At 53.9% G+C, this 18,579-nt stretch carries 12 protein-coding genes; all 12 read right to left on the reverse strand.

Annotation, left to right across the window (positions count from 1 at the left end; translation table 11 throughout):
* Positions 1–35 precede the first annotated feature (35 nt).
* The 12 genes from ACSEXW_RS17515 to ACSEXW_RS17570 all read right to left on the reverse strand — a co-directional run bounded on the left by ACSEXW_RS17515 (position 36) and on the right by ACSEXW_RS17570 (position 18,542).
* The gene (locus ACSEXW_RS17515; RefSeq protein ID WP_438447462.1) at positions 36–3,125 is read right to left on the reverse strand and encodes a hypothetical protein; all 3,090 of its coding nucleotides are present in this window, start codon (positions 3,123–3,125) and stop codon (positions 36–38) included.
* A gap of 431 nt (positions 3,126–3,556) precedes the next feature.
* Positions 3,557–7,519 (reverse strand): S-layer homology domain-containing protein, encoded by a 3,963-nt coding sequence (locus ACSEXW_RS17520; protein WP_438447463.1) that lies wholly within the window; start codon positions 7,517–7,519, stop codon positions 3,557–3,559.
* 225 nt (positions 7,520–7,744) lie between these two features.
* Positions 7,745–8,851, reverse strand: a complete 1,107-nt coding sequence (locus ACSEXW_RS17525) for an MraY family glycosyltransferase (RefSeq protein ID WP_438447464.1) — start codon at positions 8,849–8,851, stop codon at positions 7,745–7,747.
* A 193-nt stretch (positions 8,852–9,044) separates the two neighbouring features.
* Complete coding sequence (csaB, locus tag ACSEXW_RS17530; RefSeq protein WP_438447465.1) at positions 9,045–10,160, reverse strand: polysaccharide pyruvyl transferase CsaB; 1,116 nt, start codon at positions 10,158–10,160, stop codon at positions 9,045–9,047.
* Positions 10,133–12,214 (reverse strand): DUF5693 family protein, encoded by a 2,082-nt coding sequence (locus ACSEXW_RS17535; RefSeq protein ID WP_438447466.1) that lies wholly within the window; start codon positions 12,212–12,214, stop codon positions 10,133–10,135. The genes csaB and ACSEXW_RS17535 overlap by 28 nt, the downstream gene beginning before the upstream one ends.
* A gap of 143 nt (positions 12,215–12,357) precedes the next feature.
* Positions 12,358–14,058, reverse strand: a complete 1,701-nt coding sequence (locus tag ACSEXW_RS17540) for a phospho-sugar mutase (RefSeq protein WP_438447467.1) — start codon at positions 14,056–14,058, stop codon at positions 12,358–12,360.
* Positions 14,059–14,175: 117 nt separating this feature from the next.
* Positions 14,176–14,616, reverse strand: coding sequence for a 3-hydroxyacyl-ACP dehydratase FabZ (gene fabZ, locus ACSEXW_RS17545; protein WP_438447531.1), 441 nt, complete (start codon positions 14,614–14,616; stop codon positions 14,176–14,178).
* Positions 14,617–14,752: 136 nt separating this feature from the next.
* Positions 14,753–15,292 carry a CDP-alcohol phosphatidyltransferase family protein gene (locus ACSEXW_RS17550; RefSeq protein ID WP_438447468.1) on the reverse strand — a complete coding sequence of 180 codons (540 nt, stop codon included), beginning with the start codon at positions 15,290–15,292 and terminating at the stop codon, positions 14,753–14,755.
* Positions 15,293–15,407: 115 nt separating this feature from the next.
* The gene (locus ACSEXW_RS17555; protein WP_438447469.1) at positions 15,408–15,647 is read right to left on the reverse strand and encodes a DNA-directed RNA polymerase subunit beta; all 240 of its coding nucleotides are present in this window, start codon (positions 15,645–15,647) and stop codon (positions 15,408–15,410) included.
* Positions 15,648–15,663: 16 nt separating this feature from the next.
* The gene (locus tag ACSEXW_RS17560; RefSeq protein ID WP_438447470.1) at positions 15,664–16,536 is read right to left on the reverse strand and encodes a flagellar hook-basal body protein; all 873 of its coding nucleotides are present in this window, start codon (positions 16,534–16,536) and stop codon (positions 15,664–15,666) included.
* A 16-nt stretch (positions 16,537–16,552) separates the two neighbouring features.
* Positions 16,553–17,464 (reverse strand): flagellar hook-basal body protein, encoded by a 912-nt coding sequence (locus ACSEXW_RS17565; protein WP_438447471.1) that lies wholly within the window; start codon positions 17,462–17,464, stop codon positions 16,553–16,555.
* A 79-nt stretch (positions 17,465–17,543) separates the two neighbouring features.
* Positions 17,544–18,542: a rod shape-determining protein gene (locus tag ACSEXW_RS17570; protein WP_438447472.1), complete on the reverse strand. Its 999-nt coding sequence runs from the start codon at positions 18,540–18,542 to the stop codon at positions 17,544–17,546.
* Positions 18,543–18,579 lie beyond the last annotated feature (37 nt).

Consider the following 18,579-nt stretch of genomic DNA (forward strand, 5'->3'; position numbering starts at 1 on the left):
AAGGGACCCCGAAGGGCCCCCTTTGTATGAAGATATTAGCGGCTAACTACTACTTGAACAGACTTGCCGTTCGGAGCAGAAGCAGTAATTACATACTCATTGACAGTAGCATCAACGTTAGTAATTTGACCAGTCTTCGCATCCATAGTTACCAGACCAGTTCCACTTGTTACTTTTACAGTGTAGAGAATACCAAGTGCATTAAATGCACCGTAAATCTCTTCATTTTTGTAAGAGACGCCATACTGATCTTTAACGGTCAGCTTGTTGTCGTCATCTTTTGTAAAGTAATCGTAAGCATACTGAGTACCAGCAACATGGGCTTTACTCGACTTACCAGCAGTAATGGAATCTACAGTAATAGCATCTGCTTTAACCGTTACATCTTGAGTCAGGTTGATAAGCTCACCTTTGTTAGTGTAGACGACGGCAGAAACTGTTGCTGTACCTGCTTTATTACCGACGATGTATGCATCGTTAGCACCGCTCTTAGCGTAAGCCAATACGTTCGGATCGGAAGCAGAGATATCACGAATGTAGTTCGACGGAAGCTTCACTTTGTTACCAGACTCGTCTTTAGCAGTGACAGAGAGCTTCTTGTCAAAGTAGTTAGTAGCAGAACCCGGAGCAAGGTCAAATCCAAACGCTGTTGCACCCAGTTTGTCCTTAGCTGCGAATGTATCTCCAATTGTGCCCAGAGAGTAAGTCAGTTTGATGTCAGACTTAACTGCTTCCATAGTACGGCTAACAGCGGAGCTATATTCGTTATAAGTGCCGCCATTAACGCTCTTCTCAATAACTGCTCTTACAGTTGCTTTACCTACTTGACCATCGGTGGTTGTGTAGTCAAAACCAGCGTTGAAGTCCGCAAGCTCTGCACCAGAGAAGTAGTAAGTTGTTTTGTTGCCATCTACTACAGGTGCAGTTGTCCATGCAGGAACACTTCTAGGAGTCGCATTTGCACCAAAGCCCTCTTTAGTAACTTCAACCTTCACACGGAAGTTGGAAGTTTGGCCGCTTTGGTTGGTAATTCCAACCGCACCAGAAGAGAGATCCTTAGCATATTGATCCTTCAATTGGTAGACGATTTTGTCACCAGCACCAAGAATCGCTTTTGCAGCAGGCTCAGTAGTAACAGTGATTGTCTCAGCAACTTTAGCATCCGTTACTGCAACACTTGCTTGAACGAAGGTGTTAGTCTGGGACTGGTTCACTTGTCCAGAGATGAAGATCTTGTTACCTACAACATTGCTTGCAGGAGCATTAAAGTGCAGGTTCAGTTTACCTTTGTCAGAACCAGTTTGGACGACAGTTGCTGTACCGTTGGTCACTGTGAAGGTATAACGGTTATTAGCTGCGTCGTCAGCAATTTCTTGTGCGGACAACTTTGTTCCATTAGCATCATAGATAACCAGCGGTACTTTGATGTCGTTGGTTCCTGCAGCAACAATTACACTGGAAGTATCAAATTCAATTTTGGTGCCCAGACCAGCTGCAGCGCCTACTTTGAATGTTGCAGTTGCAGAGGAAGAACCACCATAAATATTCAGAACATAATCGCCCGACTTGTCGACTTTGCCAGTCAACTTCACTTGGATGCGGCCATTTCCGTTCTCATCGAACAAATCAGCAGCTGCCAGGGTACCGTTAAGACCAGTCTTTACAACTTCAAGCTTCTGCTCATACGGAGTGATGACCGGATTTACGTTGGTAGGATTAACTTCAGGAGTTGCACCTGTAAATTGACCACGTACCATGCTGTTTCCGTATTGATCGAAGAAGTTAAGTCCGATCGATACTTTATCATCAGCTGCAGCAAGGCTAGTCTTGCTGTTATCATATTTCAGTTCGCCAACTTCGATCTTGCTCAGGATCGGCACAGTGCCAACCTTGAAGATCTTGGAAACCGTAACATTGCTGTTGTTCATGTAAACAGTTACCGGAACTTGGCCGTTGCCTTGGGAAATGCCGTTGTTAGCTTCTACCAAGTCAGCAATAACTTCGAAAGTCCCATCATCAAGCTTCTTAAAGGAAGCCGGAGCTTGACCAGATACCAATGCGCTGAAGTTGGATGTTCCTGTAGAAACAGCTTCACCGTATTGATTCACAGCCTTCAGCTTAATGGATGCGAAGTTAGTGTACGGAAGAGTATCGTTAGCATTAACGAAGTCAATCTTGGTAACCTTCTCGTCTTCTGCTTTGAAAGTTGCAGTAGCATTAGAAATTGCAGCCGCGTCCAAGCCGCTCAGAGTTACGCTGTAGTCGCCTTCTGTCAAACGGGAGGACAGAGTCAATTCGGCAGACTTCTTATCCGCGCCCCAAGCTGCAGTGGAAGTTACAGTCGTGGAACCTTTCTTCACGGTGAGAACAGCTTTGGTAGTATCAACTTCTTTGTTCAACTTAACAGCTACTTTAAACACGCCTGCTGCTTTAGCTTCAGTTACGGATACTGCAGTCACTTCATAACCCGGAAGCTTCAGAACTTCGCCCAGCTTCTGGCCAGTGGTGCCAACAGTTACGTCCAAAGCTTTAACCAGGATACCATAGGTGTCGCCGCGCTTAGCCGGAGCGCTCAGGTCAGTGCCAGCTGCGATGATGCCAGCTTTAACTGCCAGTTCGCCAGTCTTAGCGAAGTTCTCGCCAGTAGTGTCAACGCCCAGTGCGCGAAGTACTACAGCTGCGAACTCTTGGTTGGTGATGGTTCCGTTGTAACCAAAGTTAGTAGCGGAGTTACCTTCCATGTACTTGTTGGCTTTAGCCCAGGACAGGTAGCCGTCGTAGAAGGAATCAGTAACGTCAGTGTAAGTGTGGCTCTTAGCCGTTGCTTTTGCAGTAGCTTCTACGCCCAGCAGACGGGACAGCAGAACAGCAACGTCTTGACGAGTCCAGTTAGCTGCAGTCATCAGGTCGCCGTTTTCGCCGCCCTTGATAACGTTCAAACCTTGCAGGTATTTGCCCGGATCAGCCGGTGTTTCAGCTGCGAATGCTACGGAAGCGAACATGGATGTTACCATAGCTGCAGAGAGAAGTGCGGATAAACCTTTTTTCATAACCTTTTTTTCTCCTCCTCGATATATCGCTTGTTGAGAGTTTTGTTTGCTAAAAGAAAAGCTCTTTTCCCTCATGCGCCGATTCACCCCCTTTCCAGAGTTGAGCTATGTTTAACAAAAGTTAAGTCTGCGGCGAGTGGCCACAGAAACTAGTAAACGATGAGAAAGAACTAGAGACTCCAAATGCCACTTTAACATTATACAATGGCACTTAGTCATCGTAAAGATCTTTTGTGAAAATTAACCAGAGCTTTGGGGCTCTCGGCTTATTTTCACAGTATTAAACGCTCAGGTTCTGAAAAAGTTGCGGCACTTGAGAAAAAGTTTTTTATTTCTTGTTTCTGTTTCTACTTCAGCAGCCGCCGTGTACTCTTTCGTATATCTTTTCGTATATCACTCGGCTACGAAACCAAGTATACCTCGATTATACGGATGCGTCACTGAATAAGTTTTTCCATGAAAAAACGCCCGTCTCCCTTAGAGAGACAGGCGTTTCAGCCGTTTTATCACTTCGGAATCTTCTTCTGCTGCTTCAGCACGCGGATCGCGACTGCGGCCGCTTCAGCACGTGTGAATGACTCCAGCGGATCGAACCGGAAGGTGGCCTTGGACTGGCCCTGCAGCAGGACGTTTTCCTTACCGGTGATCAAACCGGCCTTCGTCACGGCTTCAACCGAGGTTCTGGCATACAAGTCGATGCCGTTGGCATCTGTAAACGACTTCTGGAGTGTTACAAGAGATTTGTCCTTGTCATTACCGAGCTTCATATCGGCCGCGCGCGCAATCATTACAGCCGCGTCTTGGCGCGTAAGCGACAGGTTCGGCATAAACTGCGTTTCGGTCAAGCCGCGAACGATACCGGCCCTTGCAGCCGTCTCAATGGCCTTGTAATCCGACAGTTCCTCCATCTTGTACAATCCAACGTCTTCAAAGGTCAGACCGCCGGAATAATTCAGCGGGATATCGAAAATCTTAACCAGCAGCGTCACAAACTCGCCGCGGGTAATGAAGTCGTTCGGCATGAAGGACGTCGTAGTCTTGTTCACCATGATTCCCTTGGAATACAAGGTATCCAAGTCCTCGCGCGCCCACGGATGGTTCGTTACGTCCTGGTAGCTCTTGGCCATATACATGACCTGATAGTAGCCGGAGGTTTCGAACGGTACCGTAATGCTGTTGCTGCCCGGGTCCACTACGCCGCCGATGTTCTTCCACATCGGAACCGTAACACCGTTCTTGTTCTCGTAGAAGCCGAAATGGTACACCGTTAGGTACTTCCATGCATTATCGCGAACGCTCGGATCATACTTCAGCGTCAGAGTACCACGCTGGGTCGGAACCACTTGATCCTTGATGTTGCGATAGTAGAACTTGTCCGAATCGCTGTAAGGATAACGTCCGCTGCCTTGAAGGGCTTTCTCCAGCTCGGTTATGCCCAGATCCGCCGCGTTAGCCGCAATCGTACCTGTATCGATCCAGAACAGCTTGCCTGCCGGCTTAAACCGGAGGGTAGGTTCACGCAGATAGTTCGTAGCCACCGGATCGGACAGCGCGTAAGTCTTATCGATGCGTCCATCCGTTTGGTTGGCAATGCCGAATAATAAATCCCGCTCCGTTGTCAAATACTGATTCTGATTGGATTCTTCATTCCGCATCAGGCTGGTGTCCTTCGGGAACTTCAGATTGACCATCCCGTCGAACACCTTCATGGAGGTATTCATTTTCGTCTTATAGCTTGCCCCTTCAACGGCGGTATCACTATTGTAAAGTACAAAGGAACCGTTGGTCTTTTGGGAGCCTCTGACGACCGTGAATTTCACGTTGTTCTTCCCGGCCTTCAGATCCGTTACCTCGTATTGGAACAAATATTTTCCAGGTGTATCCAGTTTCAATGCCTCATCCTTGCCGAACAGGACCTTATCGGCAAACTCTGCCTCAACCACAACGGTCTGGAAGTTGCTGTTGATGGTCGCCTGATCTTCGCCCTTATCATTCTTAATCAAGGTCGGCTTGGTTACTTTGTAAGGCAGCGGCTCTCTTTGAATCGTAATGGTCTTGATCACCTTGATATTGGAGCTGTTCGTGATCTCCAATTCGAAGATGGTGTCGCCCTTCGGATTCAGCTTAATGCCAAGAGACTTGAATGTGCCCGAATATGTCTGAGAGGACGTATCGGCAGTCACAGTCAAGGAGGAACCATCGAGGTATGGCGGGACCCCAATGGTGTTGGAGCCGTCTCCTGATGTATTGGTCACCGTCCCGCTGCCAGATGGGAATTCGATCAAGCTGCTGTTGAAAATAGGGGTGCCGTCCGCGTTCTTGGAACGCGCTGTGATTTTCAGAGAAGTGGCACCTGTAAACTTACCTGTAAAAATGACTTCAGCTTCGTTCGTGGAGTACGTGTCCACATTCTTGGCAGGAATAAATACTGTACGCTCGGTTGCATTCTTCGGGATCGGAAGGACGGTACCCACGAAGTCCGGGGAATCCGAAGAATACACGAACACTTCATACGTCACCGTGTTGACGAGCTGCCCGCCCACATAGATGTAGAACTTGAAGGTATTGCGTCCCTCCTGCAGGCTTACATCACGTTTGTCTGTTCCGGTGCCGATACCCTTATAGATAAACTTAAAGCGCCCTACCTTAGAGTCCAGAATATCCTTAATCTCGGCCGTGTCCTTAAACTGCATGGGAGCACCATCGTTAATGGAAACCACCGTGCTCAGTTGATCGGCCTCGGGCACGTTCACCAGACGGCCGGACAAACAATTGTCTCCGCCGGAAGAGCACTTAATGGTGCGTGCACGATCCTTAAGAATCATTCCGTTGTAGATGTTGTCCATAATAATATAAGGCGCACTGGAGACCTTAATATCAACCGAAAGAACGCCGGACGTATTCTCCACTCCGCCCGTCAGAGGGACGAAGCGCAAGGTATGCGTGCCGTTAGGCAACCCGTTCAGCTCATACAGGAACAGGAAGGCTGTCGGGTCGTTCAACAAATTCAATTCAGCCGCATCCGTTACTCGTGCATTTAATGTTGGGGTACTAGCAGTTGCGCCGGTATAAGTTCCCGTTTGTTTGGCACCGTCAATATAGACGTTCATTGCCGTTGCGGTATTGCTTCCGGCGAAGATCCGAAGCTTCTTCGGCATTTCGTTAACGTCGTTCGCCGAAGTTTCACTCATCCGAATGCCGGGATCTTTGTTGGTTCCCGCATACTGGTCCGTCTGCGCGATATTTACGGAATGTACATACGGAAGAGACGGATCTACATAACTGAAGTTATATCTGCTGCTGATTGAAAATGTCGAGATGGTCGGAGTCGATGTATCGAAGAAGCTGAACTGCAGATACTTGCTCTTCGTTGCATTGTTTAAGGTCGTATCGATGGAATAATCGAAGATGTTGAAATCGCTGCCGGATTCCGTCAGGTTCTTCGTAATGCTAACCCCGGTATCCGTTACGTTATTAGTCAAATTGTACGTATTGGCAGTTGGGAATGTTTGATCCCCTGCAATGATCTTCACGTAAGGGTACTCCATGCCATAGACACCGGAAGTAACCGTAATCGGAACCTTCAGCTTACCGGTCAACGTAACATTGTTCACGGTCATGACCGGCTGCGTCATGAGCTGCTCCTTGGCCGCAGGAGTAGCGGTCGGAGCAATGTTCGCTTTGAATGCGAACGGCTTGCCATTATCATAGATAAAATTCCGTACCAGCTGATAGGAATTGGAGTTGTTCTTGGCGACGAAGGTGATCCGGTTATCCCCTGCATTCAGGAAGATATTCGCCAGGGAGTCATTCTTCTTGGCCACATCCTCAACGGAGAAAGTGAAGGTCCCGCTCATGAAGTAATTCGAGATGGGACTGGAATAGCCCAGAACTTCGGCCTGGACATCCGTCGCATTAGCGGCGGTACCGGAAATGGTCAGGGCGGTGTTGGCGCTGTTGGCCGTCATATTCTTCGGGTACATGCCGCCTTCCTCAAGGTAATCCGTGTTAACCTTCAAGGAAGTGATATTGGTAACCGGCGTGAAGTAAGCCCAGCCCGGAACGGAAGAAATCACGCTGGTCTCGCCCAATTTGAGCGTGATCTTGTTCAAGCCTTCGGACAGGTACACATTCTTGAACGTAATCATATTGCCGCTTTGGAGAGCTTTGTTCATCTTCTCCGTTACGACGGAGCCCGTGTTGATGTTCTCGATCTCATAGTAGATGTTCTGCACCAGGGCATCGGTGATGTTCGTTATGTATGCCTTCAGCTCAATGGGATTCGTGGTTAGCCGTTGAATCTGATTATCCTCGGTGCCTGTAGGACGGGATAAACTCACCTTTAGGTTGTTGATGTCGATCCTGGCGCCGTCTGCGTGAGCCGTGTAGGAGAGGGGCGGCAGCAGCGACAAGAACAAGGCCAGTACGAGCAGCAGGCTTGTTATGCGGGTTCCTTTCTTCTTCAACATGTCGTCCTCCTTATGTAATGGCAAAGAATGATGGAGTTACGGTCTTGCCTATTTTTCTACAAAATTAGACTCCTTTCGTCCTGTAAAGTTGCGTGTATCTCTCTTATCGGATAATTCCTGCCATATTGTTAGAGGGAGAGCGGATTTTCCAGCAACCTCCTTAAACAAACGAAAAAACCCTGTATCCCGCTGAAAGCAGGTACAGGGTTATGATGAGTCTTACGGTTATTTTGAAGCCCGGGACCGGGAGGGCGAAGAGTTCTCGCTCAGCAGCCGCTGCAGGAACTGCAGAACCGGCTTCTTGCTCTTGGAGATGATGCCGATAGCTTCGGCTCCGATCTCCAGGATGAGGAGAAGAATGACAACCAGTACGATAGTGCCCCATTGCTTGGTCTGGGAGAGCAGCATTGCACAGGAACCGAACAGCGCGGCGACGCCGTAGATGATCAGCACGGTCTTGCGGGTGCTGAAGCCCAGGTCCATCAAGCAGTGATGGAGATGGCCTTTGTCCGCGACGGAGATCGGCTTGTTGTTCAGCTTGCGGCGAACGATTGCCAAGAACGTGTCCGACAAGGGTACGCCGAGGATCATAATCGGAACCAGGAAGGAAATAGCCACCGCCGACTTGAAGCCCAGAACCGACAAGGTCGCCAAGCTGAAGCCCAGGAACAGCGCTCCGGTGTCGCCCATGAAGATGCTGGCCGGATGGAAGTTGAAGAACAGGAAGCCGACGATGCTGCCGAGCAGCACGGCGCTGAGCAGCGCAACCGGCCAGTTGCCCGTTACGATGGACAGAACCATGATCGTGAAGGTTCCGATTGCAGATACGCCTGCTGCCAGTCCATCCAACCCGTCAATCAGGTTGACGGCATTGGACACGCCTACGATCCACAGAATCGTAATGACCACGCCTACCCAAGGATAGACGTTGATGGCGTCTCCGAAGGGGAGCTGGATATAATCGATATATAAGCCGTTCGAGGTTACCGCCGCGGCGGCCGCGATCTGGCCTAAGAGCTTAAGCTTCGGGGAAATGTTATACCGGTCATCGTAAGCGCCGACCAGCACGATAATGGTGCCTCCGATCAGCATCCCCAGCATGACATTCAGATCATATTGCCCGATGGATAGGGCCATCACCAGATAAATAACAGCGAAAGCGATAAAAATCGCCAAACCGCCCATTTGTGGCATCGGCTTGGTATGTACGCTCCGGTGATTCGGCACGGAAATGGCGCCAACCCGGAACGCAAGCTTCTTCACAAGTGGTGTTGCCATGAAAGCGAGCGCGCACGCAGCGGCAAATCCGATGAGATAAATCCACCAATCCATGGTTAAACTCTCAGCCCCTTAGTATCCATAAGTCCAACGCATCCCATTATACGACGAAGCCTAAGGAAACACCAACCGAATATTTCACCGATTTTATGCCGAAAACGCTGGTTTTCATCCGATTTTCAATGCTGCCGTACGAATTTCGTTTGGACGAAACCGTTTGGCCGCTATTTTCGGGACCTGGCGTCATTTAGGAACGCAGCAAAGCTGCGATTTGCTTCGCCGGACGGTGAGCTTCCTGCTTCAAGCGGTCAATCCGCTCCCGTTTGATCTCCAGCCAATGGGGACGGCCGTCCAGCAGCCGAAGCGTTTCCTCCGCAACGGAGGCCGCATCATAAGATTCGGTGGATGCCGCCGCTTTTAGGTCCAGACGCTGCAAAAATTGATCGATCTTCGGGTCGTACGACACGCCAAGCATCGGAACCTGCTGCGAAGCAGCGTAGATCAAGGAATGCAGACGCATGCCGATCAGCACGTCACAGGCAGCTACCTGGGCCAGCATATCCTGGGGATGCTCTGCCCCCTGCACCAATTCAACTTGCCCCGGAGCAGTCTCGGCACCCATCTGTGCGATGATGTCCTTGGAAGCCTGCTCGTCCGACGGCAGATGAAAGGGCAGGAAACGTACCGTAACGTTACGGTCCGCCCGGATCCGGTTCAGCGTCTCGGCGATACCCCGAAGCTCGGAGCGGTCCTGGTTCCAATACCGGACCGAAACACCGATCACCGGAAGCTGCTGTTCCGATGAGCCTGGCTTATGGCCTGCGTATTCCCTCAGAGGAAGCCCCATGACCGGGTCCGGGACCACCTCGACGTCCTTAGTGTATCCCATTTTGCGAAGAAGCTCTGCCGATTCCTGATCCCTCACCGAGACGTAAGCGCACTTCTTGAACGCAGAGACTATCGGACGGAAATACCGGGGATTCGCTACAGGCCCGATTCCCTGCGAATAAATGAAGGTTGGCTTGCGATGCCACTGCGCCAGCTTGATGATGGCCAAATAGTAAGGGATCGTCTTCCAGCTCGTCGTATCCTGAAGCAGGCTGCCTCCCCCGCTGATCAGACCGTCGCTCTCCCGGATCGCCGACAGCACCTGGCCGGGCTTCATCCGGTGAACCGAGCGAACGCCGTACATCCGGGAGGTCAGCTCCGGATTCACCGAGAGCACGATAGGCTCGATCGTGAGGCCCGCCGCGGCTCCTTCCGACTCGAGAGCGAGAAGGATGGATTGCAGCACAGCCTCATCCCCGCTGTTGCGGAATCCGTAGTAGCCGGAGATTACAATCTTTTTAACGGTCCTGACCATTGGTTCCATCCTCTCACGACAATTTGCCAGACACCGATCAGGATCAAGCCGATTATGGCGCCGAAGCCCACGCCCAGCACCACCCGGATGAAGGAGATCCACAGCGGGGTATGCAGGTGGGTGAAGGTGCCCACGGCCGAGGCCTGTCCGATGGCCCCAAGCAGCATGATATACAATCCGGCAGCGTATCTCCGGAAGGCCAGATAGGCCCCGAACACAAGAAGCGGGTGAGCGATCAGGAATTCCTTCGTCCGCGGACGAACACCCAGGGTGTTCTCCAGGAAGCTGCGGAACATCATCTCGAGGGGAGAAGCCGTTCCTTCATTTCCGGTACGGGAGAGGTAATACATGCCGACGGCACCGATCACCGCTACGCAGATGACCCACAGCACGCTGATCTTCGCATTCAGGATCTGCCGGACCTTGGCGGCCATGGCAGGCCAAGACAGATCTTCGCTGAAGATGACCAGATAGACGGCCGCCAGTAAAATCGGCATATAAGCCAGAAGCTTGACGCCGGTGAACTGCTCGATCTGGAACATATACAACGGATCATGCTGAAGCGTCACGACCAGAATCATGCCCAGCGAGGAAACGGCCGTAATGCCCAGCAGCATCCCAATGGCTTTCCACGCCGAACCCGATGCCGCACCGGCATCCATCCGGCGGCGGAAGTACCGCATCGCTACGATTAAGCCCAATGCCGATGCGCAGATAGTCCCTCCTAGGGAGAGCAGCTTCTCCACCAGCGACGGAGCGACAACGAACAACGCGCCGCCTCCTGCGAACCCCAGAAGGGATACCGCTAAGGACAAGCCGGGTACGAAGTAAGAAATCGTCAGCGCGATCAACGCGATGGAGCCGATATAGGCGAACGGACGAACCAGCTTGGCAGCACTGGAATGGGAGAAGGTAAATGCATGGGACTTGCCCACCGAGAACCCGGCATCCTTCAGCTGCTCGATAGTGCCGTTATGGCCGTCGATACCGGTCAGCGTCTTGTAGAGCGGCTCCAACGGGTCGGTGTAGACCCCCCGGTCCGGATTCCGGCTTGCCTTGGCGTTCAGGAACAGCATCCGGATGTTCCGGTCCTTCACGGCCAGCACCATCCGGTCGCTCAGGTCGCGGATTCGGCCTTCCAGCTGCTCCTCCGGAACCATCTCCGAGAGCTTGTCCGAATCCCGCTCCGCGATGGAATGCAGACGGACGACGTTATAATCCAGCTCCTTGGCCAGAAGAGTCATCCCTTTTTGCGGGGTCTTCAGGCTGACGGGCTCGATAATCGCCACCGCCATACCGTACTTCTTCAGCAAGTCGGCCATGACGGGAATATTCTTCTTCATTGCAGCCATGCTGGTGCTATAGCCCGGAATGGACTCACCGTCGATGATTACCGACTGCACCTTGTAGTCCGACAGCTGCTTCAGGGTTTCGTTCATCTCCTGCTCGGTGAACGCCTTGCGGTTGCCCAGCCGGATGACGATCTCGAAGCCCTTGTCCCGAAGGGTCTTCAAGGCCACCGGATCCGCCGGCAGCGGCTTCATGGATGCGTCTTCCAGCGGAAGGTCCAGAATAAGACCGGGCTGTCCCTTATAGTTCCAAGCCCGCATCTTCACACCCAGCCGGTTGAAGGTTCGCTCGATCATCTCTTGGATGGCCGCCTGCGAGCCGGCTTCCGTAAACAGAATATACGTCTGATTCCCTTCCGCCGATGCCGGCGTCTGGGTCAAGGCCGTCGCATCATGAGAGTTGTACAGCTCAATCCGGCGGGCCAGCTTCAGCTCGTTCAGCGTACTTTCGTAGACGGCCAAGGAGCCGATGCCGGCTTGCTTCATCTTTTTCAGCTGCTCCTCCGCAAATCCGCGTGGATTCGGCTTCGTATCCGCAATCTCCAAGAGATCCCGGTAATCGAAAACGAACTCCACCCGTTTGGACGTGCTTTCCGTTTTGTAGCGGTCTCCCGCTATCGGAAGCGCCAGCAGCAGAGAGCCGATGACCACCCACCATAGAAGCTTGCGCCAAGTGTCATTTACGCGACGGTACCTCGAACCCATTACTCCACCTCATTTATTCATTCTTCCCGTTTCCACAAGGATAAACGCCTAACGACGATCATCGAAGCCACCATGAAGCGATATGAACAAGGCGGATAGGCGAGCCGAAGCCCGCCTATCCCCCAACCTATATAAATAAACACTCAGCCGTCTACCCGCTGCATGACCGCTTGTACAAGAGCGGACAGCTGGGCGGCGGATTCTTCGCCGGTTTTGCCGCATACGGCAAAGTAAATCTTGATCTTCGGCTCCGTCCCGGAAGGGCGGAGGCAGAACCAGGAGTTGTCCTCGAGCACATACTTCAGCACATTCTCCCTAGGCAGTCCGTCAATTCCTTGGGAATAATCCAGCACCTGGGCTACGCGTGCGCCGTTGATCTCCGCCGGCGGATTGGAGCGCCAATCGGCCATAATCCCTTGGATCTGTTCGACTCCGTCCTTGCCCTTCATGGTGCGGGACTCCAGCTTTTCGAGGAAATAGCCATGCTGGCGGTACAGCTTCTGCAGCACGTCGTACAGGCTGAGCCCTTTGCTCTTGTAGTATGCGCAGGCCTCGGCAATCAGCATGGAAGCGACCACCGCATCCTTGTCGCGGGCGTAGTTGCCGGCCAGGTAGCCGTAGCTTTCCTCATAGCCGAACAGGAAGGTGTGTCCGCCACGCTCGTCGAACTGGGTCATCTTCTCGCCGATGTATTTGAAGCCGGTCAGCGTGTTCATTACCTCGGCTCCGTAAGAACGGGCAATCACCGCCCCCATCTCGCTGGTGACGATGGTCTTCACGACAACGCCGTCGTTCGGCAGGCCGCCTTTTTCCTTCATGCTGTTGAGCAGGTAGTCCACCATGATGGCACCGGATTGGTTCCCGGTCATGATGAAGTATTCACCGGCGGAATCCTTCACCACCGCGCCCATCCGGTCGCAGTCCGGGTCAGTGCCGATAATCAGATCCGCATCCACCTTGCGCGCCAGCTCCAACGCCAGCTTGAACGCGTCGCGCTCCTCCGGGTTCGGGGACTTCACCGTGCTGAAGTTGGCGTCCGGAAGCTCCTGCTCCGCCACGACATGCACCTGGGTGAATCCTACCCGGGACAAGGCTTCGCGCACCGACAGATTGCCCGCGCCGTGCAGCGGGGTATAGACGATCTGCAGCTTCTCGCTCATGGCCTTGACGATATCCGGATTCTGGCTGACGGCCGCTACCGCAGTCAGGAAGGCATCGTCCACCTCTCGGCCGATCCACTTCAGGAGCCCGGCGCTCTCAGCCTGGCTGCGCTCCACGCGGCGGATCTGGTCGAAGGTGACGTCCCGGATCTCGGCGATCACCTTGTCCGCCATATCGGGAACCAGCTGGCCGCCGTCCGGACCGTATACTTTATAACCGTTATATTCAGGAGGGTTATGGCTGGCCGTAATCACGACGCCGGCCGATGCCTTCAGATGACGTACGGCAAAGGAAAGCTCCGGGGTTGTCCGCAGCGACTCAAACACATAAGCCGTGATGCCGTTCCCCGCCAGAACCAACGCGGTCTCCAGCGCAAATTCCGGCGATTGGTTCCGGGAATCGTAAGCGATCGCGACGGAACGAGGCTCCGGAAGCTCCTTCAGAAGGAATTGGGCCAAGCCTTGGGTGGCACGTCCCACCGTATAAGCGTTCATCCGGTTGGTCCCGGCGCCGATGACGCCGCGAAGTCCGCCCGTACCGAACTCCAGGTCCCGGAAGAACCGGTCTTCGATTTCCTTCTCATTGCCTTCCAGAGCGCGCAGCTCCGCTTTCGTGGCTTCGTCGATGCCCGCATCCTGCAGCCAGGCGCGGTACTGGGCTTCCACTTTTGCTTCCAACGTCATAGATAAGCTCCTCCTCAAGGGTTCTTTGTCTGCCCCCAATCATACCTGGTCATGCTGCGAAGGAATCCGTCCGTCTGGGGGTGGTTCTCTATGTCAGTATGGTATGTGAGTCCGAATTCAGGATTGGCCCTTCGGGTCCGTCAAGGCGAACATGATCTCGCCCTCCGCCACCACTTTGCCGTCCACCTTGGCGACCGCTTGGCCTTTGCCGACGATGCCCTTCATCCGGGTGATCTCCACTTCAAGGTGAAGCGTGTCCCCAGGATACACCTGCCCGCGGAACCGGAGCTCGTTGATGCCGGCGAACATGGCCAGCTTGCCGCGGTGTTCCTCGCACATGAGAATGGAGACGGCCCCGACCTGCGCCAGCGCTTCAATGATCAGGACTCCCGGCATGACCGGGAAGCCCGGGAAGTGCCCTGCGAAGTGGGGCTCGTTCATCGTGACGTTCTTGGTGCCTACGGCCCGTTTGCCGGGCTCTACCTCCAGAATGCGATCGATCAGAAGAAACGGGTAGCGGTGGGGAATGATCTCTTGAATTTGCTTGATGTCCAGCATCATCTTTTGCTCCTTCTCTTACGGGGAATTGTATAAATTGCTGCCCGGGTACTTACACTAGAGAATGTCCCTTCAGTATCTGCAGTATTGAAGGTTGATATAGGAGAGCATATTTCCAAGCCTGCCGCATGCGCGCTTAGAAATGTGCTCTTTTCCTGTTGGCGTCGGGTCCGATCTCATTGATTTTGCGGAACGAAATGATATAGAACAGGGAAGTCAGGAATGCAAAGCCGATCACCGACCACAGATAAGGAATGGCATAAGGCAGATCGAATACGATGAGCAGAATGGCCAGATAGAACAGGACGGTCGTCAGCTTCCCCAACGTATTGGCCGGTACGGTCTTCTTTCCCCGCAGATGGAAGTAAAGCGACCCCATAATCATACCCGCATCCCTTAGGAAAAACGCCGCTGCCGCCGCCCACGGAATCATCTCCGACAGCAGGAGCGACAGGATCACCGTGATCAGCATGAGCTTATCCGCCAGCGGGTCCAGCATGGAGCCTAGCTCCGTCACCAGCCCGCGGGTCCGGGCAATGTACCCGTCCAGCACGTCCGTCACGCCTGCCAGGACCAGGATGGCAAAGGCCAGCGTCAAGTTCCCGCTCTTAAAGACCCAAGCATAAACCGGAATTAAGACAAACCGCAGGATCGTCAGCATATTCGGAAGGTTCACTCGGCCTCGCTCCTTCCCATATCGTTCCACATCCCTACATTATACCGTTGTCAGGGCAAAAATAAAACTCCCCGAAGGGAGTTCATCGTTATTAATCGTGAAGGGGAACCATCCGTCAGGTGTCCGAAAACACCAGATCGAACATATGCTTCCAAGTCTCCAAGTCCCAGATGTCGGACATCGGGCGGTCACCGAGAACCGAGTAGCCGGCTGCCATCCCGATAAAAAGGGCCAAGACGCATACCGCCGGGATGATCAGGTGCCGCAGCACCGGCCACACGTATCGGGGCCACCAGCGCCGCCAGGCCAAGGGCTTCCGCTTGTCGGACTTGGGTGCATTCGTTTGCATCGCCATATCAGGATTCTCTCCCTTACGTGCGGAGATTGTTGGCCAGGTTCATCATCGTGTCCGACGAGGAAAGCGCCCGCGAGCTCAGCTGGAAGCCCCGCTGGACCATCAAGAGCTCCGTCATCTCATCCGCCAGGTCGACGTTGGACTGCTCCAGGAAGCCCTGCCGCACCTTGATCGGCTGCTCCAGAGCCGACCCCGCTCCGACCGGCTGCACCACATTGTTGATCTCCTGCGGCGTGGCCGCTACGCCGGCGGGAATGGTGTACATGTTATCGCCCACCTGCTGCATGAATTGGGGGCGCAGCACGCGTACGATCCCCAGCTGCCCACGGTAGAGGGAGCCGGCCTCCGGCACGGCGCCATTATAGGCATAGACACGGCCGTCGTCAGTCACCGACAGCTTGTACCCGCTGGGGACGGAAATGGGGTTGTCCGCCGCATCAAGCACCAGATGGCCGTCCTTCGTGGACAGATAGACATTGTCCGGATCATTCTCTACGCGGGTCAGCTGGAAGGAGCCGTCCCGGGTATAGAGCGTGTTGTTCGCAGGCTGGTTCGGATCGCCGTTGGCCACCCGGATTTTGAACAGCCCGTTGCCCTCCAACGCCAGGTCCTCCGCGTTCCCCGTATCCTTCAGGGTGCCTTGGGCAAAGTTGGTGGTCATCTGGGACAGCTTGGCTCCCCAGCCTTGGTTGAAACCCAGGGGAGACAGCCGCCCTTCGCGCTGAAAGCCCTGGGGCTGCTGGCGCATGTTGGTCAGGATGTCCTCGAAGGTGGCTTCCCTGCGCTTGTAGCCCACCGTATTAACGTTCGCCATATTATTAGCCATTATGTCCAGCTTCTGCTGCAAACCATTCATGGACACCATGGAGTTAATCATGGAGTGGTTCATGCCGGGTCCTCCCTTCTTATACTCTTCCTACTTCGTTGACGGCCTTCTCCAGGCTCTTGTCGTAGAACTGGACCATCTTTTGGTTCGTCTCGTACGCCCGCAGCGCCGCCATCATATCGATCATCGATTGGGTCGGGTCCACATTGGACCGCTCGATGTAGCCTTGATGCACTTGGACTTCCTCGTTCATCACCGCCGGAGTGACCGTAGCGGCGTCCTCTTCATTGAGCCGGTATACCCCGTTGCCTTCCCGGATCATCCGGTTCGGATTCTCCACCCGGGAGATCAAGAGCGTCACCGGATTCCCGCCTGCGTCCAGCAGCGGCTGGCCATTCACGGCATCCAGGAAGGTACCGTTCTGCAGGATCTTCACGTTGGCGATCATCTGGCCGTTGGCGTCCCGGAGCAGGATCGGCTGTCCGTTCGTGTCTAACACCTTGTAGCCCTCGGGGGTGATGAGCTGGCCCTCCACATTCACCGTCAGCTTCCCGTTCCGGGAGTAGCGCTCTTCTCCCTGCTCGTTCTGCACCGTGATGAACGCTTGGGGCTGGAAGATCCGCTCCCCCTCCGGCGTGACGTACTTACCCGACTTATCGAAGGGCGGCAGAGCTTGTCCGGTCACATCGGTCACGATATTGGACACGATCGCCACATCCAGCGGGCTCTTGGTCTCCTGCAGGTCTCCCTGCAGATAGATCGAGAGATCTTCCTCCGCCAATACGCCGGTATTCAGCTTGCCGATGTTCTTCACCACGCCCGGAGCGCCCGCACCCAAGGCGGAGATCAGCATCTCGGGAAACGAACGGGACACGGCGCTTCCCTGCTTGAAGCCCGGCGTATTCAGATTCGATATATTGTTGGTGATCGTATCATGCTTACGCTGCTGCGTGATCATGCCGGCTGCGGCCGTGTATAAGCCCCTTAACATGTCCGTGATGCCCCTTCCGCGCTTGAACTGGCGGACCGTCCCTTCCGGGCGGCCGCACGCTATTCTTTATATCGGCAGATCAGTACTTTCTTTTTATCACTTTATCCAGGTTGTCCAGCATGATGCCGGTCCCCTTCACCACGCAATGCATCGGATCCTCCGCCACCAGCACCGGAACCTTCAGCTCCTCGGCCAGCAGCATGTCCAATCCGTGAAGCAGAGCGCCGCCCCCCGTCAGAATCACGCCGCGGTCGATAATATCCGCCGACAGCTCCGGCGGGGTCCGTTCCAATACCGACTTGGCGGAGGTGACGATGGCCGATACGGGCTCCCACAGCGCTTCGCGGATTTCATTGGAGTTGATCGTTACGGTGAGAGGCAGACCCGACACCATGTCCCGTCCCCGGATGTCCATCTCTTCATAACGGTCGTCCCCGAATACGGTCGCGATGCGGATCTTGATGTCCTCCGAGGTGCGCTCGCCGATGAGAAGCTTGTACTTGTTCTTGATGTACTTCATGATGGCGTTGTCGAACTTGTCCCCCGCAATCTTAATGGAGGAGGAGGTGACGATGTCTCCCATGGAGAGAACGGCAACATCTGTCGTACCTCCGCCGATATCCACCACCATATTGCCGCTGGGCTGGAAGATGTCCATGCCGGCTCCGATCGCTGCCGCCTTCGGCTCTTCCTCCATGTACACTTCCTTCGCGCCGCTGCGCTCGGCCGCCTCCCGGATCGCCTTCTGCTCGACGGACGTGATGTTCGTCGGAGCGCAGATGAGAATCCGGGGATGGCTGTACCACTTCTTGCCGCCGATCTTGGCAATGAAGTACTTCAACATCTTCTCCGTCACTTCGAAATCGGCAATGACGCCGTCCTTGAGAGGGCGAATCGCCACAATGTTGCCGGGGGTACGGCCAACCATCTTCCGCGCGTCTTCGCCGACTGCGAGCACATGCTTCGTGTCGCTCTCGATGGCGACGACGGAAGGCTCGTCAAGAACCACACCGCGCCCCTTGACATGAATGAGAACGTTCGCCGTCCCAAGGTCAATTCCAATATCCTTGCTCAACATTACTTCTTTTCCTCCTAAACCAACCGTCCGTCCCAAT

The sequence above is a fragment of the Oryzibacillus soli genome (assembly GCF_051594765.1).
GTDB lineage: Bacteria > Bacillota > Bacilli > Paenibacillales > NBRC-103111 > Paenibacillus_AR.

Excerpts from the sequence above, each read along its gene's own strand:
- ACSEXW_RS17515 (WP_438447462.1), bottom strand. The coding sequence starts at position 3,125 with ATGAGGGAAAAGAGCTTTTCTTTTAGCAAACAAAACTCTCAACAAGCG.
- ACSEXW_RS17520 (WP_438447463.1), bottom strand. The coding sequence starts at position 7,519 with ATGTTGAAGAAGAAAGGAACCCGCATAACAAGCCTGCTGCTCGTACTG.
- ACSEXW_RS17540 (WP_438447467.1), bottom strand. The coding sequence starts at position 14,058 with ATGACGTTGGAAGCAAAAGTGGAAGCCCAGTACCGCGCCTGGCTGCAG.
- ACSEXW_RS17560 (WP_438447470.1), bottom strand. The coding sequence starts at position 16,536 with ATGAACCACTCCATGATTAACTCCATGGTGTCCATGAATGGTTTGCAG.
- ACSEXW_RS17565 (WP_438447471.1), bottom strand. The coding sequence starts at position 17,464 with ATGTTAAGGGGCTTATACACGGCCGCAGCCGGCATGATCACGCAGCAG.
- ACSEXW_RS17525 (WP_438447464.1), bottom strand. The coding sequence starts at position 8,851 with ATGGATTGGTGGATTTATCTCATCGGATTTGCCGCTGCGTGCGCGCTC.
- ACSEXW_RS17535 (WP_438447466.1), bottom strand. The coding sequence starts at position 12,214 with ATGGGTTCGAGGTACCGTCGCGTAAATGACACTTGGCGCAAGCTTCTA.
- ACSEXW_RS17555 (WP_438447469.1), bottom strand. The coding sequence starts at position 15,647 with ATGGCGATGCAAACGAATGCACCCAAGTCCGACAAGCGGAAGCCCTTG.
- ACSEXW_RS17570 (WP_438447472.1), bottom strand. The coding sequence starts at position 18,542 with ATGTTGAGCAAGGATATTGGAATTGACCTTGGGACGGCGAACGTTCTC.
- csaB (WP_438447465.1), bottom strand. The coding sequence starts at position 10,160 with ATGGTCAGGACCGTTAAAAAGATTGTAATCTCCGGCTACTACGGATTC.
- fabZ (WP_438447531.1), bottom strand. The coding sequence starts at position 14,616 with ATGCTGGACATCAAGCAAATTCAAGAGATCATTCCCCACCGCTACCCG.